At 39.8% G+C, this 24,535-nt stretch carries 19 protein-coding genes and 2 pseudogenes; 5 read left to right on the top strand and 16 right to left on the bottom strand.

What is annotated here, in order from left to right; all coding sequences use genetic code 11:
* Positions 1-329: 329 nt before the first annotated feature.
* From HUK49_RS07385 to HUK49_RS07370, 4 genes and pseudogenes are all read right to left on the bottom strand, one after another.
* Entirely contained in the window at positions 330-494 is a 165-nt protein-coding gene (locus HUK49_RS07385) for a hypothetical protein (RefSeq protein WP_178696315.1), read from the bottom strand.
* Between the two features lie 18 nt (positions 495-512).
* A complete protein-coding gene (locus tag HUK49_RS07380) occupies positions 513-1,358 on the bottom strand; it encodes an alpha/beta hydrolase (RefSeq protein ID WP_191913234.1) in 846 nt (281 codons plus the stop codon).
* 21 nt (positions 1,359-1,379) lie between these two features.
* Positions 1,380-3,683: an ATP-binding protein gene (locus HUK49_RS07375; RefSeq protein ID WP_413230871.1), complete on the bottom strand. Its 2,304-nt coding sequence runs from the start codon at positions 3,681-3,683 to the stop codon at positions 1,380-1,382.
* 119 nt (positions 3,684-3,802) lie between these two features.
* Positions 3,803-5,579, bottom strand: a pseudogene (locus HUK49_RS07370) (oleate hydratase).
* Between the two features lie 181 nt (positions 5,580-5,760).
* Here HUK49_RS07370 and HUK49_RS07365 point away from each other — a divergent pair.
* Positions 5,761-6,591: a DNA/RNA non-specific endonuclease gene (locus HUK49_RS07365; protein WP_191913232.1), complete on the top strand. Its 831-nt coding sequence runs from the start codon at positions 5,761-5,763 to the stop codon at positions 6,589-6,591.
* 58 nt (positions 6,592-6,649) lie between these two features.
* Here HUK49_RS07365 and HUK49_RS07360 read toward each other — a convergent pair whose 3' ends face one another.
* The 3 genes from HUK49_RS07360 to HUK49_RS07350 all read right to left on the bottom strand — a co-directional run bounded on the left by HUK49_RS07360 (position 6,650) and on the right by HUK49_RS07350 (position 11,683).
* Positions 6,650-8,029: an amino acid permease gene (locus tag HUK49_RS07360; protein ID WP_191913231.1), complete on the bottom strand. Its 1,380-nt coding sequence runs from the start codon at positions 8,027-8,029 to the stop codon at positions 6,650-6,652.
* A 337-nt stretch (positions 8,030-8,366) separates the two neighbouring features.
* Positions 8,367-9,830, bottom strand: coding sequence for a hypothetical protein (locus tag HUK49_RS07355; protein ID WP_191913230.1), 1,464 nt, complete (start codon positions 9,828-9,830; stop codon positions 8,367-8,369).
* 77 nt (positions 9,831-9,907) lie between these two features.
* Complete coding sequence (locus HUK49_RS07350; RefSeq protein ID WP_191913229.1) at positions 9,908-11,683, bottom strand: 1-deoxy-D-xylulose-5-phosphate synthase; 1,776 nt, start codon at positions 11,681-11,683, stop codon at positions 9,908-9,910.
* Positions 11,684-11,863: 180 nt separating this feature from the next.
* Here HUK49_RS07350 and HUK49_RS07345 point away from each other — a divergent pair, with 180 nt between their 5' ends.
* Both HUK49_RS07345 and HUK49_RS07340 read left to right on the top strand, forming a co-directional pair.
* A complete protein-coding gene (locus tag HUK49_RS07345; RefSeq protein WP_413230870.1) occupies positions 11,864-13,111 on the top strand; it encodes a DUF2075 domain-containing protein in 1,248 nt (415 codons plus the stop codon).
* A gap of 16 nt (positions 13,112-13,127) precedes the next feature.
* Positions 13,128-13,820: a TVP38/TMEM64 family protein gene (locus tag HUK49_RS07340; protein WP_191913228.1), complete on the top strand. Its 693-nt coding sequence runs from the start codon at positions 13,128-13,130 to the stop codon at positions 13,818-13,820.
* Between the two features lie 169 nt (positions 13,821-13,989).
* Here the strand turns inward: HUK49_RS07340 and HUK49_RS07335 are convergent.
* The 3 genes and pseudogenes from HUK49_RS07335 to HUK49_RS07325 all read right to left on the bottom strand — a co-directional run bounded on the left by HUK49_RS07335 (position 13,990) and on the right by HUK49_RS07325 (position 17,247).
* Positions 13,990-16,516, bottom strand: a pseudogene (locus tag HUK49_RS07335) (excinuclease ABC subunit UvrA).
* 18 nt (positions 16,517-16,534) lie between these two features.
* Positions 16,535-16,873 (bottom strand): FluC/FEX family fluoride channel, encoded by a 339-nt coding sequence (locus tag HUK49_RS07330; protein ID WP_191913227.1) that lies wholly within the window; start codon positions 16,871-16,873, stop codon positions 16,535-16,537.
* Positions 16,870-17,247, bottom strand: coding sequence for a fluoride efflux transporter FluC (locus HUK49_RS07325; RefSeq protein WP_191913226.1), 378 nt, complete (start codon positions 17,245-17,247; stop codon positions 16,870-16,872). The genes HUK49_RS07330 and HUK49_RS07325 overlap by 4 nt, the downstream gene beginning before the upstream one ends.
* A gap of 103 nt (positions 17,248-17,350) precedes the next feature.
* Here HUK49_RS07325 and HUK49_RS07320 point away from each other — a divergent pair, with 103 nt between their 5' ends.
* Positions 17,351-17,743 carry a VOC family protein gene (locus HUK49_RS07320; RefSeq protein ID WP_102169310.1) on the top strand — a complete coding sequence of 131 codons (393 nt, stop codon included), beginning with the start codon at positions 17,351-17,353 and terminating at the stop codon, positions 17,741-17,743.
* 98 nt (positions 17,744-17,841) lie between these two features.
* Here the strand turns inward: HUK49_RS07320 and HUK49_RS07315 are convergent, their stop codons facing one another.
* From HUK49_RS07315 to HUK49_RS07305, 3 genes are read right to left on the bottom strand one after another with little or no spacing between them, the layout of a single operon-like run.
* On the bottom strand, positions 17,842-18,792 hold the full coding sequence (locus HUK49_RS07315) for a YdcF family protein (RefSeq protein WP_191913225.1): 951 nt from the start codon (positions 18,790-18,792) through the stop codon (positions 17,842-17,844).
* Positions 18,789-20,555 (bottom strand): ABC1 kinase family protein, encoded by a 1,767-nt coding sequence (locus tag HUK49_RS07310; RefSeq protein ID WP_191913224.1) that lies wholly within the window; start codon positions 20,553-20,555, stop codon positions 18,789-18,791. Before HUK49_RS07310 ends, HUK49_RS07315 begins: the two co-directional genes overlap by 4 nt.
* Positions 20,556-20,569: 14 nt before the next feature.
* Entirely contained in the window at positions 20,570-21,001 is a 432-nt protein-coding gene (locus tag HUK49_RS07305; protein WP_102169313.1) for a CopY/TcrY family copper transport repressor, read from the bottom strand.
* Between the two features lie 148 nt (positions 21,002-21,149).
* On the opposite strand from HUK49_RS07305, the gene HUK49_RS07300 reads away from it, so the two are divergent.
* Complete coding sequence (locus HUK49_RS07300) at positions 21,150-22,517, top strand: DHA2 family efflux MFS transporter permease subunit (RefSeq protein WP_191913223.1); 1,368 nt, start codon at positions 21,150-21,152, stop codon at positions 22,515-22,517.
* Positions 22,518-22,681: 164 nt separating this feature from the next.
* Here the strand turns inward: HUK49_RS07300 and HUK49_RS07295 are convergent, their stop codons facing one another.
* The 3 genes from HUK49_RS07295 to HUK49_RS07285 form a co-directional block, all read right to left on the bottom strand.
* A complete protein-coding gene (locus HUK49_RS07295; protein ID WP_191913222.1) occupies positions 22,682-23,020 on the bottom strand; it encodes a branched-chain amino acid transporter permease in 339 nt (112 codons plus the stop codon).
* A 3-nt stretch (positions 23,021-23,023) separates the two neighbouring features.
* Positions 23,024-23,719 carry an AzlC family ABC transporter permease gene (locus HUK49_RS07290; protein ID WP_102169350.1) on the bottom strand — a complete coding sequence of 232 codons (696 nt, stop codon included), beginning with the start codon at positions 23,717-23,719 and terminating at the stop codon, positions 23,024-23,026.
* A gap of 177 nt (positions 23,720-23,896) precedes the next feature.
* Positions 23,897-24,427 carry a GNAT family N-acetyltransferase gene (locus HUK49_RS07285; RefSeq protein ID WP_191913221.1) on the bottom strand — a complete coding sequence of 177 codons (531 nt, stop codon included), beginning with the start codon at positions 24,425-24,427 and terminating at the stop codon, positions 23,897-23,899.
* Positions 24,428-24,535 lie beyond the last annotated feature (108 nt).

The following is a 24,535-nucleotide window of genomic DNA, read 5'->3' as shown; positions in this document are numbered from 1 at the left end:
CTTTTTCAACTCTGATTTCATACAATCACCTCAAATAATTGATGAAACCAGTATAAAGAAATGTAGGAAATCCGACAATTTCAAATCGGTGATTTCCTACATTTTAAAACCGTTGTTAACAAGTTGGTTTTATTGTTACCTTCATTACCTGTTGGTATTGGTGAAGTCCATGCAATGCATGAGCTGTTTAAATTAAACCCGCGTTTGGCGATTATTGTTTTGCTACTATTAATATGCCTAGCATTTTACCTGAAAAATAAGTAGAAATAAAAACAGAGCTTTGTCACTCTGCCCTCTAATTAAGAGGAATGAAGGAGCAATGCTCTGTTTTATTTTGTCATTATATCTTTAAGGCCGATTTTTACTAATTCTTTAGCTGCTGCAGAAACGGTTAATGATTGTTTTTCTGCATATTGCTTAACTAGTTGATAAACCGCTAGATCTTCTGGGCCGCGCCAAATAATACCAGTTACCTGCCCATGTTCTTTTTCCATTAAACCACTTCCTTAAACCTAATTCTTATCCCAAAGTATCTTGGCGACTCGCTGTATAATCGCCATTCGATCATGGAGTTGAAAATGATTGGTCTTGGGAACCACTACTTGTCTGTATTGAATCTCTGGATGAATCCTCACAAGTGTTTGAAGCATTTCTGACTGTACACGTGGGACCGATTCATCCCTGCCACCCATGATATTAAAAAACTTGATAGAAGAGTTAGGATGCCAGCTTCTCATCTGCTGCTCCAACTGGTGGAAATTACGATCCTTTGATTTACGGTTTAAATTAGGAACAAACTTTACTTTAACGCCAAAACTCTCTTCAACTGGGACACCAAGAAAAACTACTTTATGAAGTTGAATGTTTTTTTGTAGTTTTTCAGAACTCATATAAGCATGAATAAACTCGGTTCCCCCATAAGAATGGGCAATAACATTCATTCGTTTAATATGGTAACGATCATGAAGTAATTGAAGCGCTTTGGTTAATTGGTAAACCTGGGGATGGTAAGAGGCATTATAGTTCCAATTGTAGAGTATTTGAATAAGCGCATTTTTCTGCTGATGATAACTTCCACTAGTTTTAACCGTTCCTGTTGGTGACACCCATACTGTCATTACCTTTTGCGCATAATGATGACTTTCAAAGTAATGCGTCATTCGATAATAAGTAGTTGTGTTACTGCCCCAGCCAGGAATCATTACAGTTGGCGTTTCATCGTAATGAATATTTGAACGATAGTCACTTGTTTTTAACGAATGATTAGGCAATGGTAATAGGATAGTAAATTGAATGATTAACATCAGTATTAATAGAATACTAATAGTTGCGGTGAACCCTTTTAATAATCGTCTCATTACTTATCATCTCGGTTCGTCTTAACCAAATAACCGGGCCCAGAAGCCTTTCTTCTTTGGCTTTTCTTCTTCAACTGGAGAAGTTGATTGTTCATCAGTACTCGTAACGGGATTCTCTTTCTCATAAGGATTGTGCTCACCAATCCAGCGGAAGAATTCTGGAGCCTTAATTTCAACAAACTTCCCTCGTTTACCATTAATCCCATCTACACAAAGCTCAATTGGCAAAGCATTTCGGTATTTTTCGATACTATCAGCTGTAAAGCCGTTAAAGGTGTTCAACTTTGAAATATCGAATAGTAAACTGTCATCCCCCTGACGATATTGAAAATCATCTTGCTGGGTCAGGTAAAGCTTAGCCCAACGATTTCGCGAGCTTTCCTTAAAGTCATCACAGATTGTCTCGGAGAAGTAATCAGGCAATGGGAGATTAGCCATTTCATAATAGTTCTTAAATAACTGCCTGGTCATTGCAAGGAAGTCAAGTCGTCCCGTATCAGAATTGAAGTCCCGCCATGGGGTTTCATCGTCTTCAAGAAGGTTCGCCATTCGCATTACAAAGTCCTTAAACAGAGTATTATTCAGTGTCTTTCGAACGTTAAAGATATACTGGTTAGCTGCTCCTTTCTGCGACTCATCAATGACCTTGTCAATTTGGAGGTAGTAAGTACGCCGAGCGGTTTCTCGAAGCATAGTAAAACCTGAATCATAATTAGTTGTTCCAATTAATGGAGCAATTGGGTGCGGATGGTTTACAAGCTCATTCATAATATCAACGATCAGATGTCGACTATATTGATCTTGCTGGAAGAAGTATGGTTCAATTTCATCTAACAAAACCGGGTATGAACTACCAAGTTTCATATAATGTTCCATCGCCTCAACAGTCTTTGCTTTCTTTTGGGGAGTTTGCGATGGGTAGATCGTTCCAAAGTCAATCAACGAGCGATCAGTATTCCATGTGAGCTGATTAATAATCCGGAGAAGAGTTGACTTTCCTGAACCAGCCGTTGCCCCTAAGATTAGGAAATTAGGAACATCATTCCCATCTTCAGGGTTCAGGCTAGCTTTAGAACGAATTTCCCATAAAAATGGCGCAGTAAAACTATACAAAATTGCTTCAAAGAACCGCTTCCCGTAGTCAGCATCATAATCAACGACAAACTGCTGATAGCCTTTCATAACAGCATCAATGCTTTTTAAACCGTCACGAATTTCAGAAATAGTTGCAATTCTACCAAATGGGATTGGGTGAGTTCCCGTATCATTAGGAACGTATAGGCCACTATTGTTATTCGCAATGTTTCGTTCCATTGGCCGATCGTACAGAAACGTCGTGTACTTTTTCTCAGCATCCCGTTGCTGTGGTGACATTCCACTGATCAAAGCATCCTGAACCTGCTTGGTAATTTTTTCTTGAGTCTTTAGTTTTGGCTTAGCTGCCCGAGGAGAGACTGCTTCTTTTTGCAAAGTATAAATCGTATCATGTTGCTTAACCTGCTTAGCAATTTTCTCCTTTGCTTGAGAACGATTTATGGTAATATCACGCATTGACTTTGTGATCATTTCAGGAACAAGATTATGGTCAATATCATGCTGAAGGTCATGCTTCAACAGATCCACCATGTCTGTTTCAGCGATCTTATCTGTTGTTTCATTATCAAGGATAACCGGTCCCTTACCGCTATCCTGATCTTTCTTTCCTTCCTCAACTTGCTTTTGAGCTGCCTTTACTAGGTTCGTAGTAAAGAAAGGCTTCAATACTGGCTTAAAATCCTTTTTAAAGTGGTCAGCAAGGTTTTGGTATAAGCGGACATCATTGTCAAATACCAATACTTCTTCAAATTGATTTCGGTGAGCATCAAATGAAGCTTCGTCTAAATCTACACTCCCAAGAATCACACGGGAATCATGAGTAGTTGAACTACTTAACAAGTAAAACTTAGAATGGATAACCTGAGTAGGCGCGATTGATACGCGAAAAAGATTATTTAAGACGTTCGTTTGGTTGTCACTGGTTAACGCTGAGAAGAGTTTAGCAGCTTCTTTATTTGCTGAACTAAGGAGAGCATTGGTAAGTGCAACCTTTGTCACCATCTCATCAGCACTTAATTCACTAGTTGATTGGGAGCTTAACGCTACATTAATACTGATAAAATTACTAAGGTATTTATTAATGAAGTCAGCAGTAATCTTCCCAGTTACTGCGATTAACTGATCGTATTTTTTTGAATCAAATAGTTGATGGATCTTTAATGGTGGTGTTTCTTGACCATCAAAAACAATATGAATTTTTCTTATATCAGCAGTTTCTGTCATGACCATAATCCTTTACTATCAATAAATATATTAGTTTTATTTTCGACTATTTAATCCCTTTTTGCAAGTGGTTCCCCGATAAGCTACATAAAAAAGAAGCCGGAAATTTCCAGCTTCTTTCATCTTTATAGTAAGTGCTGTTGCTCCATTAATTCACCAATCCACGTTCCTTGGAGTTTCTTTAATAATGGCTTTTCAACAATCTTTGGAATTGGCAAGTCCATGTCTTTTAACGGCTTCTTATCATTCATGTAATACATTGCCCGCATTAACTCTCGAAGATCATAAATAGAGTTAAAGACTTCTGGAACTCCCCGATCAACATCTAATAGAGTGTAGACGGCTTCCATTGCGGTCCGTACTGAATATTCCGTGGTAAATACGGTATCACGACTTGGAGATTCAGCAAAGTTACCAATAAATGCCAAGTTAGCAGATCCTTCTGGAACAACGTCTGGACGGTCGCCCTTAACTCGTGGCATAAAGTAGCTAGTGACGAATGGCATATATACTGGAACAGTATTAATTGAACTCTCCTTAGCCAAATCGTCAATTAACGCTTCTGGAACCCCCAGATGGTATAGCCATTCTTTAGTAATCTCTTCACCAGTACAATCAACGATCCGTTTCTTAATATAGTTTCCCTTTGTATTAGAGTACAGACCGTAAATCCAAACAATGGTTTCATTTTTCTTTTGTTTCTTGAAGTGCGGTTGACGGTGAATTGTCCAGGAAAGCATCCAATTAGAGTCAGTGACCGTAATGATTCCACCAGTATTAACTTTGCCATCATGGAGATCCCGCTTGGTTAAGCGTTCAATGTATGGTTCAACTTGCGGGTTCTTAACGGTTGCAGTAGCGGAAATGAACCAGCTTCTCCCTGGAAGATTCTTGCAAAAGACATCAGGATGACCAAAATCAGCTGACTGCCGAGCAAGGTTTTCCCACAGTTTCCAACTACCACCAAGTGCTTGCGTTGGTCGAGCTGCTTGATGGTGACTGCCGTAAGTAGAACTTTCTGTAATTGAACCGTTTGTGACAAAGACAAGGTCATTGTCCGTTAACTCAACAACTTTATCTTTACCGGCATGAGTTAATAAGATTCGCTTAGCGTGCTTTTGCCGCCCCTGAGTATCAACAATAACATTCTTTACCTGGGTATCGTACTCAATCTTGACATGATGATCTTTCAGGTAGGCCAATAGTGGCTTGGTCATTGATTCATATTGGTTATACTTATTAAACTTCAGTGCAGTGAAATCCGGTAAACCATCAATATGGTGAATAAACCGCATCATATAACGACGCATTTCAGCTAGAGAGTGCCACCGTTCAAACGCAAACATTGTTGACCAATAAATCCAGAAATTGCTTTCAAAGAAATCATCAGAGAAGTATTCACCAATAGTCTCCCTTCCCAACTTTTCTTCAGGGGTCATAATTAGCTTAGTCAGCTCTTTGATTGCCTTTTTACTTAAACCATATTTACCGTCCGATGGAACTTCATTTCCCCGCTTATAGGTTAAACGACAATTAGAACTGTTTGGATCTTCCTTATCTAACCAGTAGTATTCATCAAGGTAGGAAGCACCTGGAATTTCAAGTGATGGAATTGAACGATACATGTCCCACATACACTCGAAATGGTTCCCCCATTTCCCGGCCTCCACGAGTAACAAAACCAATTCCAGGACGATCTTCACCATCAAGAGAACCACCGGCAACCGGTAATTCCTCTAAAATATGGATATTCTCACCCGGCATTTGAGCATCACGAATTAAAAACACAGCTGCCGATAAGCCAGCTAAACCACCACCGATGATGTAGGCGTGTTTCTTGTCAACGCCAGCGGGCTTCTTTGGTCGAGCAAAGGCTTCATAATTCCCGTTTGAATAATACATTTTGACGACTCCCTTCTCAGTAAACAAGTGCATCATAACTACCTTAATTTTAGTGAAAGCGGTTGAAAGTGTCAATTTTATTAAACACAATGAACTTATAAATTAATTCTAAATAATTATTCCAAACGTATGTTCAAACTAGTAAAATAGACTTTGGAATTATTAGAAATGGAGTGAATTTATGAAACTTAAGAAACGCCTCTATCACCTTTTATTTGCTCTTGCTGGTTTACTAGTAGTTACTGGAGTTATCCAGCAACCTCAGCTAACAAATGCTTCGTTAAGCCATATTAGTAAAATTGCTTATTGGAAGAAAACCAGTCACAACGATCAAAAAACATTACCGCCAACTCAGGAACAGGCTAATTCAGTCTTAACTCCGGCTGTTCGCCAACAACTTGGCACTTCAATTACCTGGAACAAAGCTGGTGCATTTATTATCAATAATAACCAAACAAATCTTAACACTAAGATTGCAAGTGCACCCTATGCTGTAAATCATCTTGACCGTCAAGGAAGGGCGTGGCAAGGTGATGCCTGGTTAAACAGGACAACTCGTCAATATAAAAGCCGAATTGCCACAGGGAATGGTGCTACGGATTGGCGACCAGCTGGCTTCCTTCAGGCGCATAATCTTAAAGGCGGGTACAATCATGCATACGATCGCGGACACCTTCTTGCCTATGCACTAGTTGGTGGTATTCATGGATTTGATGCATCCGAATCAAATCCATCTAATATTGCCACGCAAACTGCCTGGGCAAATGAAGCACGAAGTAAGAACTCAACAGGACAAAATTACTACGAAGGTCTGGTGAGAAAAGCATTAGATCAGAATAAGCAAGTTCGCTACCGAGTTACCAATATTTATGACGGTAATAATATCGTTCCGGCAGGTGCTCATATCGAAGCTAAATCTAGTGATGGTTCTCTAGAATACAATGTCTTTGTTCCGAATGTCCAAAGAAACATTACCATTAATTATTCAACCGGTGCAGTAAAACAAAACTAAAAAAGCAGCTTTGTGAGTCCCCTCGAACAGGATTTACAAAGCTGCTTTAGCTATATATTTACTTTTCTTTTCCTTCATGAACACGGACACGATAAATAATACTCATGATAATCAAGAAGATAACACCAACTGATACTGAAACTCGAGTATCTGGGTTAAAGAACATGAAGATCAAGATCACAGTCAAGGCAATCAAACTAAAGTAGTTATAGGCCGGGTAAAGCGGCATCTTGAATGGATGATCTTTAAGCTGTTCAGGGTGTTCTTTCCTGAAGTGAAGTTCTGACAAGAGAATGATAAACCATGGTACCATCCCTGGAAGAACACTGGAACTATATACAATGACGAAAATATTTTGAGCAGCAGAACTAAAAATCGACATTAATTCATTAATTACAAAGCCAAGGAAGATCCAGAAAGAAATCGTGAGGATTGCAACATTAGGAACAACGCGCTTGGAAAGCTTACTAAAGAACTTTGGTACTTCCCCATCAACAGAAAGCTTGAACAACATCCGACTAGCACTGTAAATTCCAGAGTTAGCTCCAGAAAGAGCTGCTGTCAAAACAACAAAGTTAATGATTCCGGCTGCTCCAGTAATTCCAACCTTCGTGAAGGTTTCAACGAATGGTGAGCCAACGGACTTCAATTCGTTCCATGGGTAAATAGAAACAATGACGAAAATTGCACCAATATAGAAGATTAAGATCCGCCAGATAACGGACTTAACTGATTTCACAATCGCATGACGTGGTGATTCGGCTTCACCAGCAGTGATTCCCAATAACTCAATTCCCTGATAAGAACCAGCAATCACAGATAGCGAGAACATAAAGCCCATAAAGCCACCAGTAAAGAATCCGCCATGAGACCATAAATTAGAAATCCCAACTGGATGCCAGTTATTACCTAACCCAAGAACAATAACCAGTAAACCAAGAATAATCATCGCAATAATCGTGACAACCTTAATCATGGCAAACCAGAACTCCAGTCGACCATATGCTTTTGCTGATGCTAGGTTCGCTAAGGTCAAAATAACGATCATTATTAACCCAGAAATCCAATCCGGAAGGTTCGGCCACCAATAATTTAGATATTGACTCATTGCGATAATATCAGAAATCCCAACGATGATAAACTGGAAGACATTACTCCATTTCGTTAAATACCCAGCAACTGGATGAATATACTTCGAACCATAATCCGCAAAGGAACCAGTTCCCGGACTAATATAAATTAGCTCTCCAAGGGCCCGCATAACACCATAGAGAACTAAGCCGACAAAGGCATATGCTAGCAGAACGGAAGGACCAGTCCACTTAATAGTGGAAGTAGCCCCCATAAAAAGACCACTACCGATTGTTCCACCGATCGCAATCATTTCCATCTGTCCAGGCGTCATCGTCCGATTTAGTTTTGCTTTATTTTCACTCATGTCTAACTCCTCATTTCCTTCAACTAAAAAAGCTACCCAAAAAGTCCCTCTCAACCAGGTTCAAATCATTTGATAGGCGGTTGAGTAACTTCTGGATAGCTGTTAACTTACAGAATTTATTAAATATTAAAGGTACTCAACCACGGTAGTTGTTGTGGTGGTTGAGGTGGAGGTTAGACGTTGAATAATTGCTTTTCGACTTGACATGATTAATTCCTCCAATTCATTTCTTTCAATGTCATTAGAATACTATTAGAAAATTAAAAATGCAAGTCTTTTTTTATATTTTTTTATTCTTTCTTTCGTCGCTTCCAGAACAGCATTGTAATAATGGTAACTAGTCCAGTAATCCAACAAATGTTGTTCGATTATCCGTCTGATTCCCGGTTTGCGGCAGCTTTACTCTATGTTGCTTATCTTTATTCTTGCTACTACTTAATTCTTTTAACGAAGCTGAATCTCGATCAAGGATTTTTTGAATATCCGCATCTCCTATTGACGTTTCTTCATTATCAGATCGCTGGCCTTGAGCTGTCTGAGAATTATCTTGCCGCGATTCTACCACTTGCTGGTTATCATTATTCGTTTCAATTTCTGCTGTTTGAGCTTCTTGCTCTTTCTGTGATATTGAATTGGGACGTAAAACTGTTTCTGTCTGGGTTCCTTTAGTAACCTCATTACTTTCATGGTTATCGTGATTAGGACGCTGATCATCCCCCGTCAAAACATCGTTTGGCACCGGATCAGTTTTCTCCTTAATTCTATTTTGGCTAGGTTGTTCCTTGTCCAATGAATCTGTCTGAGTAGCATGGTCATTCTTTGGTGCTTCATCAGTTTGACTTTCTTCCTGCTTAAAAGTGCTTTTTTCAGTTTGAGTATCATTGGTCCTCGTTTCATAATTATCAGTTTGACTTTCAGCGTCCTTCGCTAATTGCTTACTTTGGCTCTCCTCATCCTTACTACTAGGAGGAGTTGTTTGTTGTCCCTGATCCTGTAGTTGGATTCCGGTTGTTTGCGTTTCATTATCATTAGTTTCATTATCATTAATAGATACTAATTCTGTTTGACTTCCAGTGGCTACCAATTCTTTTTCTTCTGGTTGGTTAATTAGTTGCTCTTTGTTTGCCGATTTCTGATCGGCTTTCTCTTCCGCTGGATGCTCATCAAGTTTTTGCAACGGCCGAATTAACACTATAAATGGATCCTGTCTGCTCTGATATAACTTAAGTCTCTTTGGTAATGATTCTGGACAACAATATTCAAATCCTTTTGGCGCAAGAGGAACGTCATACCATTGACCAACCTTAAGTGTCGTACTACTCAAAGCCTTCACCGTAAATTTAAGGGTTTCATCGTAGCAATAAAATGACGGTCGTGCTTCAACTAACCGTTCTCGATCTGCAATCTTATATTGATGATATGTTACTGAAATGGTCTGATCAGAATCATTTACTGACACCGGTTGTGCTCGCACTTGCAAGGTATTCGGTTCAAAGTCATCATAGTTTGGTATAAAGAATGATGGCCAAATACTAAGTGATTGCGGTTGCCAGCTATTAGCAATCTTTTTAAAAGTGACTGTCTGTTTAACTGTTTGCATCCCCTTGTATGGATCATCAATTTTTATAGTCCGTGTAATTTGACGAACCTCATCCCAGTTATTTAATTGCTGGTTAATAGTTGTTTGACCTGGCTTCTGACTCGCACTGTGACCAGTACCGACTGAAACAGCCATTGTCATTAGAACAGTCGCGGAAGTAATCCCAACACATTGTTTAATAATTGATTTCTTATTACTCATAAAAAAATTCCCCCCAAAATTGGCTTACATAATACCAATACGGAAGGAATCTCTTTTTTCACGAAGAAAATTTAATTTTAAAGGGCGTGAATCACTTCTTCAATGTCATCAACAATCTGTTCCGGTTTTAAATGATACCAATCATAAAGGACTTCTAGCGGAACATTATCAGCAAATTCACGAGGAGCACCAAAGTTCAAAACTTTCATTGCTTTAGGCCCATAATAACGAGAAATGGTTTCACCAAAGCCACCGCTAACGTTGCCATCTTCCAAGGTAACAACAACATCATGGTTTTCAGAAAGATGGTGCAGGTAATTTTGATCAATTCCGGTTAAGGACTTTGGGTTAATTAACGTTGCATTAATGTTTAACTTTTTTTGCAGTTGATCACAAACATCAAGTCCTAATTGCCAAAAATCACCAACAGCCATAATAGCGACTTCACTACCTTCATGGGCCACGTCATAATGAATAACACTGTAATCATCTTGACTAACCTCTCCGTGAAGCAACTTCTTTTCAGGCTCCCGAATTATTACTGGTTGTTCAGTTTGACTCAGGGCCCACTTCAACATTGAAATCAGTTCTTCAACGTTTGTTGGAGCAAGGTATTCAATGTTTGGTAAATTAGAGATCATTGAAATATCAAAGGTTCCTTGGTGGGTAGCAGAATTAGTGGCAATTGTTCCACCCCTAACAATCATTACTACCGGTGCATCATTAAGGGCCATATCATGGATCAATTGATCGTATGCCCGTTGAAGGAACGTACTATTTTGAAAGACAACCGGACGTGCACCAGCAGTTGCCATAGCGACTGCTGTAGTAATGGAGTCTTGTTCAGCAATTCCCACATCAAAATAGTGATCAGGATACTTAGCTTGGAACTTCTTAAGGTTAAAGACACCGGGAATAGCAGCATTTAGAGCAACTACCGGTACACCGTCATCAATTTGGTGGCCTAACTCAGTTAAGATTGCATCACTATAGTTTTCGGTATTTTTATGTTCCTTAAGCTCACCAGTCTTAATGTCAAATGGCGGCTGCCAATGCCAATCCATCTTATCCTCAACGGCCGGTTGATATTCCTTCCCTTTTAAGGTATTAACATGGAGGACAATCGGGTGATCAATATTTTTAACTTCCTTAAAGGCATCGATCATTGTTTGAAGGTCATTGCCGTCTGCAACATACTTATAGTCTAAGCCCATAAATTTGAAAATATTATTCTCTGCCTTACCATTAGTATCACGTAATTCTTTCAGCCCTTGATAAAGGCCACCTTGATCCTTATCGATCGCCATTTGGTTATCGTTAACAACAATAATCAAATTAGAATGGAGCTTAGCAGCATTGTTCAATCCTTCAAAGGCTAGACCACCGCTTAGTGAACCATCACCAATTACAGCAACAATATTATCAGTGGAGTCAGGATGCATTAAGTCACGAGCTTGTGCCAGGCCAACTGCCAATGAAACGGATGTCGAGGTATGACCAATTTCAAAAAAGTCATGGACACTTTCTTCAGGAGAAGTATAGCCAGAAATATCCTCATAATGATCCGGATCCAGAAAACCAATCTTTCTACCGGTTAACATTTTATGCGGATAACATTGGTGGGAAACATCCCAAACAACCTTGTCATGAGGAGAGTTAAAAACGTAATGATATGCAATCGTTGTTTCCATAATTCCAAGGTTTGGGCCAACATGACCCCCAATTGCTGCATCTCGTTCAAGAACTAGCTGACGCATTTCGGTTGCTAACTGCTTTAGTTGTTCAAGAGACATTGATTTAATATCAGCCGGTTCATTAACCCGGTTTAGAAGATAATCTGGATGTCGATTCATCTGTGCCACCCTTTCTAATCATTTATTGCTTATTTAGATTATTTTATATTCTTTTGTAAAGATAATTTAAAACATTTATTTCATTTTAACACTTTAAAGTCCACTACAGAAATTCATCGTTACTAAAATTGACGAATACCGTTTCCTCATTTAAAATTAGGCATGATTATCAAAAGAGGGATGAGTGTGTTGAACCAGCTTACCAATAAAGCTACCGAAAAATTATCGCCATTTAAAACTTTAACGACCGAGCAGGAAAACTTGGTTAATTCCATTACTGAATTTGCGGCAAAGCATTTAAACAACAACTTTCCTGCAATTTACACAATTTATGGTGACGCTGGAACGGGAAAAAGTGTTGTTTTATCAAACCTCTTCGAACGATTCCAACAATCAGCTCGTCAGAATCCAACCTCACCATTTTTTAAAACTAAAAACTACTTTCTGGTTAACCATCCAGAAATTTTAAAAGTTTATCGCGAGATTGCTGGTCCAATTAAGGGCCTTTATAAAAAAGATTTCACCCGTCCTACTTCACTAATTAACCAGTTAGATAAGAACCAGCAAAATATTGATATTGCCGTAATTGATGAGGCCCACCTTCTATTATCAAAAGCTGATCATTACAATAATTTTTATCACGATAATCAGTTAGTTGAGATTATCAAACGGGCGAAAGTCGTTGTTCTAGTTTTTGATCAATATCAGGTTCTAAGGATGAAGAGTTTGTGGACTCCTAAGCGACTGGAAAAGATTACTCACCAATACCCTCATCAAGAGTACCACCTTCGTCACCAATTTAGGATGACCGCTAGCGATCAATTGATTGATTGGTTTAATCACTTTACAGATCAATACGAACTTGCAGCAATTCCAAAAAATAGTCGTCAGAACTATGACTTTCGGATTTATGACGATGCGGAAAAAATGCGTCAGGCAATTGTTAAACGAAATGATGAAGTTGGTCTTTCACGAATTTTATCGACTTCTGGATATCCATCAACTCTTGATGGCGGTAAGCACTATATTAAAGAAGGACAATTCAAGTTACCCTGGGATCAATATAACTATACTGTCACTCCCTGGGCTGAACTACCTCAAACAATCAATGAAGTTGGCTCAATTTATACTTGTCAGGGATTTGATTTGAACTATACGGGGATTATCATTGGTCCACCAATTAGCCAAGTTCCCGGAACTAAGAAACTACAAATTAACCTCGATAAATATACAGATTCAGAGGCATTTAAGAAACGTGATGATCTAACGGATCCTCAAGAAATCAAAGCTCTTGAAGAACGAATGATTATGAATTCTCTCAATGTTCTCTTTAAGCGGGGCGTGTATGGCACATATATTTACGCCCATGACCCGCTCTTACGTAATTCACTCGTTCAGCTCTTCAAAAACGCTGGTCTTAGTTATTAAGAAAGTAGAGTATATAATGAAAAAAAAGACCCTTAACAAAAAATTGCTAATTGCTCTAGGAATTTTCTTAGCAATTATTATTGTTATTTTTATTTATCAAAACTATAAACCTGAAATTGATCTTTTGATCCACCCCGTACCACACGAAAAAGAAATTCTCCTGCACATGATTAGGGCCCATGGAATCGCTAATTCTCTACTTCTTCTTGGCTTAATTGCGATCTTAAATTCTATTCCCGGACTTTCAAATTCAGTTATTTGTATCCTCTCGGGACTTTGTTACGGTCCCTTCTTTGGCTTTATTATTAACTGGATGGGAAATGTTCTTGGAAACTGTATTGTAATGAGCTTGATCAGAAAAATTAAGTTTTCAAAAAAGGTTAAGCAGCACAAACTAATTAAATCATTAATGCACCAAAAACATCCCCTTATTGGTCTGACGATCGGTTTTATGATCCCAGTTATTCCTAGCATTCTTGTTAATTACGCTGGGGCTCAGTTAAATGTCAATCGACGACAATATATGGCAATGGTTCTGGTAGGGATGGCGCCAACATCATTCCTCTATGCCTTTGGTGGGGATGCAATTTTCCGCGGTAATCTCAAACGAATCATTAGCGTTATTATCTGCATTTTGGTTCTTATCGGGATCTACCTTGTTGTGAAAAAGATTGATGAAATACACAAAAAACGCTTAGAAACTGAATAACTAAAGGGCTGTGACATAATAGATAAAATACAAACGACGCAATACACAAATAGGGATTTAGTGCTCGGAAAATCCGAACACTGAATCCCTATTTGTGTTTTCTAAAAACTAGCTACGCGTCGACGGGAGTTCAAAAACGAACTAGCGGGCTAGTTCTGTTTCACTCCATTTAATTTTGGAAACGACCAACAAATTCTGCAAGATACTGAGTGGTTAAGCTCTTCGGGTTGCGAATTAAGTCAGCTGGATGGCCTTGAGCAACAATACGTCCGCCATTCTTACCCCCACGTGGTCCTAAATCAATTAGATAATCAGCATTTACCATTAAATTGACATCATGGGTAATGATAATAATTGTTGCTCCCCGATCAATTAAGCGTTGCATTACCTGAAGCAAGACTTGAACATCAAGGGGATGTAACCCAACTGATGGCTCATCGAAGACAAACAGGGTCGTTTTTTGCTGACGATTCAAATGCTTAACAAGCTTCAACCGTTGAGCTTCCCCACCAGAAAGCGTTGGCGTACTTTCACCAAGATGAAGATAACCAAGACCGACTTCATCAAGAAGTTTTAATTCACGTTGAATTTTCGGCACATCCTTAAAAATCGGAATTGCATGACGAACGTCGAGGCTTAACAAATCAACGATTGAATAATCATGCCACTTAATTTGTTGAATCTCCTTATTATACCGGTCACCGTTACAAACGGGACAAACCTGTTGCATATCTGGTAAGTACTGTATATCAAGGGTTACGATCCCTGTCCCGCCACAGTTTGAACAAGCACCCTGCTTATTATTATAAGAGAAGTAACTCGCAGTCCAGTGTTTTTCCTTTGCTGCTGGTTGAGCTGCAAACAGCCGCCGAAGATTGTCCATAATACTTGTGTACGTTGCGACCGTTGAACGGGTACTCTTCCCCACCGGAACAGCATCAACGCTGACAACGCTTTTGATTGGGGTATTTAATTTATCGATCTGTTTTGGAAGTGAGTCACCCTTCTCTTGAGCCTTTAAGGCCGGCACTAGGCTATCAAGGATCAAACTAGTTTTCCCCGCACCCGAAAACCCGGTAACTGCGGTAATCTGGTTTGTTGGGATTATGGCAGTAACGTTTTTAAGGTTAAAGTAGTTACTGACCGTAAAACTGGTTTCAGAAGCTGCTTTTTCGCTTGTCGTTTGGCGAACCTTAATCTGGGCTTTGCCGTTCAAAAATGGTCCAATTAAGGAAGCAGTTTTCTTTTTTAATTCTGCAGGAGTTCCCTGGTCGATTACCCTTCCTCCCTCGGCACCAGAGCCAGGACCAATCTCAACCACCCAATCTGCAGCTCTAATAATATCAATATTGTGATCAACTACTACTAGTGAATTACCTTGTTCAACCAATTCATGAAATACATAAAGAAGACCGTTAATATTATCAGGGTGAAGGCCAATTGACGGTTCATCCAGAACATACAAAACTCCCGTTGTCTGCGTCCGTAACGTCCGCGATAATTGAATTCGCTGTAGTTCACCGGTTGATAAGGTATTACCGTTCCGTGAAAGGGCGAGGTAATCTAACCCAAGTTCTAATAATGGGCGAAGATTGTCATCAAATTGCTTAAAAATCGCGGTTGCCATTTTATCCATGTTCGCTGGCAATTCGCTTAAAACGCTTTGCTTCCATTGATCAAGTTCACCAAGAGTTAAATCAGTAACTTCTGCAATATTTTTACCACCAGCTAGTTGGGTTAGGAGTTCCGGGCGCAACCGAGTTCCATGACAAACGGGACAAACTGATGAATGAAAGAATTCGTTAATTCGTTGCTGTGCCCGAGCACTTTTACTTGTCTTTGCCGACTCAAGAACTGCCTCATGAGCATTTTCATACAAAGCATTAAAATCGTGGAAGACCCGGCCAGTCCCCGAAACAAAATCCATTTTGTACTTCTTACTTGGACCATTTAAGACAAAATTCTTTTCCTTAAGTGAGAGATCCTTATAGGGAACGTTAATCCGGACACCGGCTTGTTCTGCAACTTGAGGCATAAAGTTTCGACCAGGAAGGTGCCATGACGCAACCGCTCCTTCATCCAGCGTCAAATTCTCATCGCCAATTAATTTTTCTTCGTCTAGCTCCCGAACGCGACCAGTCCCCTGGCATCGCTTGCAGGCGCCATCAGAATTAAAGGCAAAGTCTTCAGCAGAAAAGGCATTAAACTTTACTCCACATTCAGGGCAAGTCAAAACACCCATTTCATCTCCAGACTTGCTCATTGCCTGGGCAATTTTAAGATTTGGCTTTAACCTGTGACCGTTTGGGCAAACAGGTGAACCTAAGCGAGAAAAGATTAACCGAATCACATTAAAAATCTCGCTCATTGTTCCAACAGTTGCTCGCTCAGACGGAACTGCTGGGCGTTGGTGAAGTGCTAACGCTGACGGAATGTGTTTAACGCTATCAACCTGTGCTTGAGCCCCCCAACTTGATCCGCCGTCGCGTGTACGTCGATAAAGCCTCCAAGTACCGTCGGGAACCTTCTTCATACAGAATTCCCATTGCTAACGAGCTTTTCCCAGAACCGGATAAGCCCGAAATTGCAACGAATTTATGTAGCGGAATATTAACGTTAATATTTTTTAGATTATGAACACGACCACCCCGCACTTCAATTTCTGCGGGAATTGTTGATTGTACTGCCTTATTCAAAAGATCTTCCCCTTTTCCTTAAAGTTGCATTCCCAGCCAAGCAAGACCAAGTCCACCAAGATAGGATAGAGTGCCATAAATTATTAAATTAAACCACTGATGATCATTATACATCGCAACTAATTCAGTGTTTAAGGTTGAGAAAGTTGTGTATCCACCTAAGAATCCTGTTTCCAAAAAAAGAATCGTAAACTGATTAGCAGGAAAGTGGTGAATTAATATTCCTAAACAGAACGCACCAGTAAGATTAATCAATAACGTTGCTCCTGGCCAATCAACTCGCAACTGCTTCCATAAATAGGTGAATAGATAACGAAGAAGGGCACCGCATGATGCGCCAAAGCCAACTAAAATCATTTGTCTTCCTCCATTTTCACCAATAATTGCGCCAAAATAAAACCAATAAGGGCCGCAAAGAAGCCGCCTAAAAGGCTAACAAGGAAATAACCACCGCCAACCCAAAAATTGCTTTTACTAAGGTTTAAGACACTAGTGGTAAATGACGAAAACGTTGTGAAGGCCCCAATCAGTCCTGTTCCTAATCCTAAGTTCAACCAACCAGCTAAGAGGTCCCGTTCAATTACATAATAGGTAAGAAATGATAACAGGAAGCAACCAATAAGGTTGGCGACCATGATCCCCCATTCGCCTAAATTAAAACTGAACAGATAGCGAAAAATACCGCCAAAGAAGGCAAAAACAGCAACCGCAACTAAGTTTTTTATTTTCATTTTCATCCCCCATTCCCATCAACCGATTTTACGCTTCGAATTCCTGTTTGCCAATCTAAAACGGAACATCGTATAATAATAGCCGAGAAAAGAGGAATCAATTATGAAAATGCGAAGAATCGATCATATTGTATTGACCGTTAGTAATCTTGAAGAGTCTATGCGCTTCTACCATGAAGTCTTTGATATGCCAGTAATTGATCAGCAAAGTAATGATGATGTAATTACCCTTCGATGTGGTCACCAGCTTATTCGGCTTCAAAAGACTGACCGACCATCTAAATTAGTGGCTAGCCACCCAACTATCGGGGCAGCCGATCTTTGTTTAGTTGCTGGAGATAAGGTCGACGATATTCTCCACCACTTTAATAGTTATTACGTCGATGTTGTCGAAGGACCAGTCGAAAAGCAAGGTTCTGAAGGAGCAATGACTTCAATCTACGTTCATGATCCCGACAAGAACCTGATTGAAGTTTCGGTTTATGCAAATAAATAAGAATTAACTTGATTTAGCCAATTAGATGCGATAAATTCGGAAACGTTAACAAATAAGTAGAGACCTGGAAAATTTTGTCTTTCCAGGTCTCTTACTATTTATCTTTCAAGCAACTCAGCAATAGCTAGGAAAACAAACAGAATGGCTAACCAACTACGATAATGATCCCGTATAATTCCTAGATAGTCTCGAACAACGGTTAAGGGTTGCAGCTTCCATGGAGTCTTACTAGGAACAATCGACCAGGATAACTTCAACCTGCGTAAATAATTATAGGTCCTAAAGATGTGGAATGAGCTAGTTATAACGATAATTTTCTGTTTAGATTCGGCCCGCTTTTGCAATAACTTTTGGCAGTTTCGTAAATTATCCCAAGTATTCATCGCCTGCTCTTCCAGGATGATCCGATCTTGAGGAATTCCATGAGTCGTCAGGTATTTTGCCATTGCCCGAGCCTCAGATAATTTCTCGCCATGTAAAATTCCACCAGTAACTATAATTGTAGCGTTACGATTTAACTTCCAACAGGTAGCAGCTCGTTGCAACCGTGCTGCCAAAACAGGTGGAACTTTTCCATGTCGCAAGCCAGCACCGAGGACAATCAAACAATCAGCTTTAACAGGTTTTGAGAGCAATTGCAAAGTAACAATTGCTCCCCAGAAAATTACTAATCCAAGAGTGGTTATCCCATTAACTATTAGTGCGGTCAAAATCACCTGGTGGTTAAGCCAGGGAAAATGTTCTTGATACTTAAATAGTAGTGGTAAGCAAACAAACAGGTTTAAAAGCATTAAAGTAAATGTCTTCTGATTGTATTTAACCAGCTGGGCGTCCGTTGAAAAGTGCCGAACCAGAATTGCCTTAATTGATTCCAACCAGATCAAGAGGCTTGCGACCCCTAGACTAAATGCAGTGAATGTCATTGAATAGCCAATTTGTCCGCCAATCAAAATTAACAGCAAGCCGGTCCAGCACAACGCCCACTCATTCTTCTTGGGTAAAGGCCACCACAGGAGAACAATTAGTAAAGAAAGGGTTAAAATAATCATTTCTTCCCGTACTCCTTTTTCTGCCGACGATACTTCCGGTAGCGACGGATCAATTCACTAACCGCCATTGTGATAATTATAATGATTGCTAACGAATAACCAAAGACACCAAGATGGTAAATGTGGGGATGACCAGTACTGCCCTCCACTAGCAACGATGAACCAACAATAATTGCCGCCAAAATAATTGCAATAATTATCCGGTTAACAATTCGGCTAAGCCACTTCATTAGATGTTCCTGGTCAGCATAATGAAAATTAATTTGGGCATTTCCATCACTAATTGCATCAAAAAAGGTGTTCAGCTTCCCTGGCATTTGTGTAATATTCTTCACAGCACGATAGCTTCCCCATAAGCTATTATCTAACTGGGTACGAAAATCAAAATGCTGCTTCAAGTACTGCTTGCCAAATGGTCGAGCAACCTCCAGCATTGAAAGTGAAGGATCAAGCTTAGCGATAATTGTCTCTAAGATTCCAAATGCCCGTACTAGCATTGTCACTTGGGAATGAATCTGAAGGTTATTATTTTGACATAGCTGAACAATCTGATAAAGCATCTTAGTAAAATTAATTTCAGCAAGGCCTGCATTTAAGTACGGCCGAAGGAATTTGCCAAGTTCCCGATAAAATTTCTGCTCATCAAACGGTCCCACCTGTTCGCACATTGGAATAATTGATTGACCAATTTCATGAATGTCCTGTGAATTAACGGCTAATACAATTTTGGCAATTCCATCCGCAGTTGCTGGCGAAATTCTTCCCATCATTCCAAAGTCAATCCAGATAACCCGATATGGTGGAAGAACCTTCTCTTGTTGATAGCTGATTTTAGTAGAACCGATCTGCTTTTCTAATTTCTTTTCTAACTCAACCTGGTCCATTTGAGCTTCGTCCTGAGTCAGGTGACGAATTAAGATATTCCCTGGGTGCGGATCAGCCTGGAAAAAGTGATCAACAAAGACTTGCTTAAGGAAGTTCTTAACTAATACTTGAGCAATCTCATGCCGAATCTGTCGTTGAGTTTTTGCTTGTTCAGGTTCCTTACTCAATGGAGCGTTAGCCAGGTACTTAATACTCTTCCCGGACATGTACTCATTAACTAAAATTTTAGGAGCACAGTATTTAAAGTAGACCTTCGGAACCCGGATAATTGACTGACCATTGTTAAGCCGGTAAAACTCAATCCCATTCTTGGCCTCTTGAATTGTGTCAATTTCACTCCTTAGTGAATTACTTAAAGCGTTAAAAATTTTTACGGGATCAACAACGCTAATCCCAGTTGGAACATATTTTAGCAGTTCAACTGCCCGCTTTAACAGCGCCAAATCTGTATCTACTAATTTAGTAACATCAGGATGCTGAATTTTAACAACTACTGTCGTTCCATCTTTCAACTCAGCATGGTGAACCTGCCCAATTGAGGCTGAAGCGAACGGATCTCGATCAAATGTCTTAAAAACTTCACTAATCTTTTTCCCGGTTTCCGTCTCAAAAGTCTTCTTAACACTTGCAAAACTATCAGCTGGAACATCATCCTGAAGCTTTCGTAAGGCCTTTATATATTCTGGGCTTACCAAGTCTGCACGAGTAGAAAGGATTTGTCCCATCTTAATAAAAGTTGGACCGAGCTCTTCTAGCGCCTGACAAACCTCTTCCGGATTTTTTTGATGATAAAAGTTGCTTAGGAAGTGATACTGGCGCATTACCTGCATAATCCCCCGAAGACGCTTTCTTGGGGATGGTGTTGTCTCTTCAGCCATTAATAAGCTCCTCCTTACTTACAATCCATTGCCATTCCCGGAACACAGTTACATTCGACGTTCTCCGGGGCGTTTTTCTTTTTTTCGACTAATAATCTTTGGAGTTGTTCAATATCTTTTCGACTGAGAACGGCGCCATTAATCACATGGCTAAGCGTCGCACCAACATGCATCTCGCAAATACTGTTAAACAACTGATCCGCGGCTTCATTCATGGTAATCTGCTCCTTGATTAATGGGGAATAGATAAAACCACGGCCTTGACGAGTTGTCTTTAGAGCCCCCTTTTCTACCAAACGCCGGAGCAATGTCTTAATTGTCGCGGGTTTCCAATCAACCTTTTGCTGGAGAATTTCAATTACTTGGGTGCTAGTTGCTTTACTGAGGGTCCAGATGATCCGCATTACTTGCCATTCTGCTGGTGTAATATCTGTTTTTTCTTCCATGTCCTCACCTCAATTTAAAATCTACACCTGTCGATAAAAAGCGTCAAACAATTTCTGGTTTAATCCAAATACTTATTGTGACCTAGATTAAGATCTGCTAAACTACTGCATTAGTTATGCTAATTTTCATAAAAAGGAGTCGATGTTCTTGAGCGACCAGCGAATTAGGCGTGCCCTAATTATAATGGTTTTTGGAACTTTCTTTGGGATCCTTTGTTCGACCTTAATGAATATTGCGTTGCCAACATTTATGGATGTTTTTCATATTAGCGAAGCCCACGTTCAATGGGTAACGAACGGCTATATGCTAGTTAACGCGTTAATGATTCCGGTCAGTTCCTACCTAATTAAACGCTTTTCATTTAAATGGCTATTTATCTTCTTTACGGGGATCTTTCTTTGCGGAACCGTAATTGGCGGGTTAGCGAATTCCTTTAACCTCTTAGTAATTGCGCGAATGATCCAAGCAATCGGTGCCGGAATGATGATGCCCCTTGTTAACGTCCTTGCAATCCGCTATGCTTTACCAGGGAAGAAGGGCCGGATAATGGGAATCATTGGGCTGGCATTTAACTGTGCACCAATCCTTGGTCCTGCGGTATCAGGTTTTATGCTTGACTACCTCTCATGGCGATACCTATTTATTTTGATTATCCCCTTTGCAGTAATTACATTACTTTTGTCGCTTTGGATGCTCCCTTATATTCCCCATAACGAGTTTCCCCAATTTAACAGCTTCGGTTTCACGGTAATTACCCTTGGTTTATGGTCATTATTAATGGGGCTTTCGAACGTCTCTAATTATCCGCTATTATCGCTTAATGTTGGTGGGATGGCAATCATTGGGCTAGTATTTATTATTATCTTTTATCTTAACCAGCGACGAAGTACCCACCCATTGATTAACCTCAGTGTGTTTGAACACCGCCAATTTTTTCTAGCAACTGTTATTAATATGCTAATTACCGCAACAATGTACGGCAACGCAATCTTAATTCCATTACTTGTTCAGATTGTTCTTGGCGAAAGTACCGTGATCTCCGCAATTGCTGTTCTTCCAGGGGCAATTCTTACAGGGCTACTATCAACAACTAGTGGCCGGTTCTATGATCGCTACCCAATTCAATGGCTCGTTGGTGCTGGCCTTCTAATTGATATTATTGGAACAACCGGACAGGCAATGATTGGTGCTCGAAGCTCAGTGGTTATTATCACGGTTTTCCAAACAGTACGGCAATTTGGACTAGTAACTATGTTGATCCCGCTTCAAACACAGGCACTTTCTCTTTTGCCCAACGAAATCGTTCCCGATGCAGTAGCTTGCTTTAATACCCTGCGACAGATTGCAGCAGCATTTGGGACTGCACTGATTGTCTCCGTTGTTGGGATCGTAAACCACCTTGTCCACAGCTCAACCTCCCATTTAGGAATCCAATCAGGATTTGCCTTTTGCTTGGTTCTCCTCTTGATTTCTCTCATTCTCAGCAGAAAACTTTACCACCAAATAAAAAGTTAAAATATCAAAGTAACGCCAGACAATGGACCAAAAATTGATTCATTGCCTGGCGTTTTTTACTAAATCAAGAAAGCTGTCGATTGCTTCATCGTCTTGGCTCAACTTGCCTACAAGAGCATTAAAAAATAGTCGTTCACTAATCACCAAATTTTTGCTTGGGATTATTAGAAAATAAAATTCACTAGAATAATGTAGCTAACTGTCCCTACCAATAATGATAAACACATGCTTCGCCTTCGTAAGTGAACGAGAATTGTAATGATACTAGCAATAATTTCTGGTAAGCCAAAATTACCACTAAGGAAGTGAACATTTCTAAAACAATAAACCACAAGCATTCCCATAATTGCGGGCGGAAGAAAATCCCCTAGGCCTTCAATAAAGGGACTCACTTCTTCTTTACCATTTCGCTGTCGGCCAAAAACAAGAAATGGCATGACACGGGTAAAGAAGTTAGCAATTGCAGCGATCGCTATTGAAATTACCTGCTGAACAATTGTCATTTCTTAATCATCCCCCTTTGCTCGCCGTTTTGTTAAATAGTAGTATTCCGCAACCAGTAAAAGCAGGGTAACAACCAAAAAGTACGTTTTGCCAACAGTCAATAAACTAATAATGGTAATTACGACCCCACTAACTGAGCTGACGTGGCTCTCTTCTTGTAAGAACTGATCCAATGCCAGGACGATAAATAAGGCTGTCATAACGAAATCAAGTCCCTTTACCTGAAGTTGTAAGGCACTTCCCAAAAAGCCGCCTAAGAAAGCACCGAGAACCCAGTAACCCCAATCTAAGATCGTGATCCAAGTATTAACCTTCACTTGACTCATTTCTTGAGGAACCTTGGTATAGTGGTTAATAACAAAGGTTTCATCAGTTAGGCCGAAAATTAACAGCCACTTTCGCCACCCAGCATGTTGATACTGCTTAAGCATGGATAAAGCATAAAACGATTGACGAAAGCCGACCACTAAGGTAATTAAAAGGACATTCAAGGGGTTAAAATGTTGGACTAGCATATTGGCAATCACAAATTCAACTGATCCCCCATAAATTGTTAATGCCATCAATGTTGGATACCAAAAAGAAAACCCCAGGTTATGCATGTAAAGGCCATATCCTAAACCAAGGGTCACATAGCCAAACAGGACTGGCATTGACTTCTCCAGCGCAAAGCGGAATTCACTATCCAGCTTTTTCATTACTTACTCCCCCCTCAGAATAAAAATCAATTGACTTTTATTTTAGCGAACGACCAGGATGCATACAATAACTAAATTGTATGTATTACAATGTGACCAAATAATGATTATTCAATTTTCACAATTAAAAAACATGGCACCAATTGACTATCGGTACCATGTCTCAAATTATAATGTTTAATCCTTTTGGGTTACTAGTTCGTAAACGTAGGATTCTTCTTCAGGACGGTATACACCGTGAAGTTCACCAACTTTAGTGAAGCCATTCTTAGTGATCAAGTGTTGCATAATTTCGTTATCTTCATGAGTATCAATCCGAAGGGACTTAATGTCCTTCCGGTTTTCTTTGATGTAATCAATCACGCTTTCAAAAAGTCGTGAGGCATAACCGTGACCGGCATGCTTTGAATGAATCGCAACCCGGTGAATAACCTGGTACTTATCAGTATCTAACAACCACTTGCCATCTAAAGCATCGTATGAGTGGTCTGGAGCATCCACAATTGCTAAGGCACCTACAGTTTGATCATCGTCTGACTCAACTAAGTATGCCCAACCATGCTGAATATCTTCCTTAATGTGTTCTTCGTTCGGGTAATCACCCTGCCATTGATCATCAATTCCCCGTTCTGCTAATTGGTTACGACCATCACGAAGAATATCCATCACTGTATCCAAGTCTTCCATGGTAGCTTTGCGTAATTGCATTCGTATTACCTTCCCTTCTGATCAATTGAAATTTAATTTTCACAAATTAACAACCATACTAACTTACCATATTAATAATGATATGTGCAAGCCAAAAGTTCCTCTTCC

Source organism: Limosilactobacillus portuensis (assembly GCF_014838735.1).
Lineage (GTDB): Bacteria > Bacillota > Bacilli > Lactobacillales > Lactobacillaceae > Limosilactobacillus > Limosilactobacillus portuensis.
The sequence above is the reverse complement of the archived record's forward strand: the minus strand, read 5'-3'. Positions and strand labels throughout refer to the sequence as shown.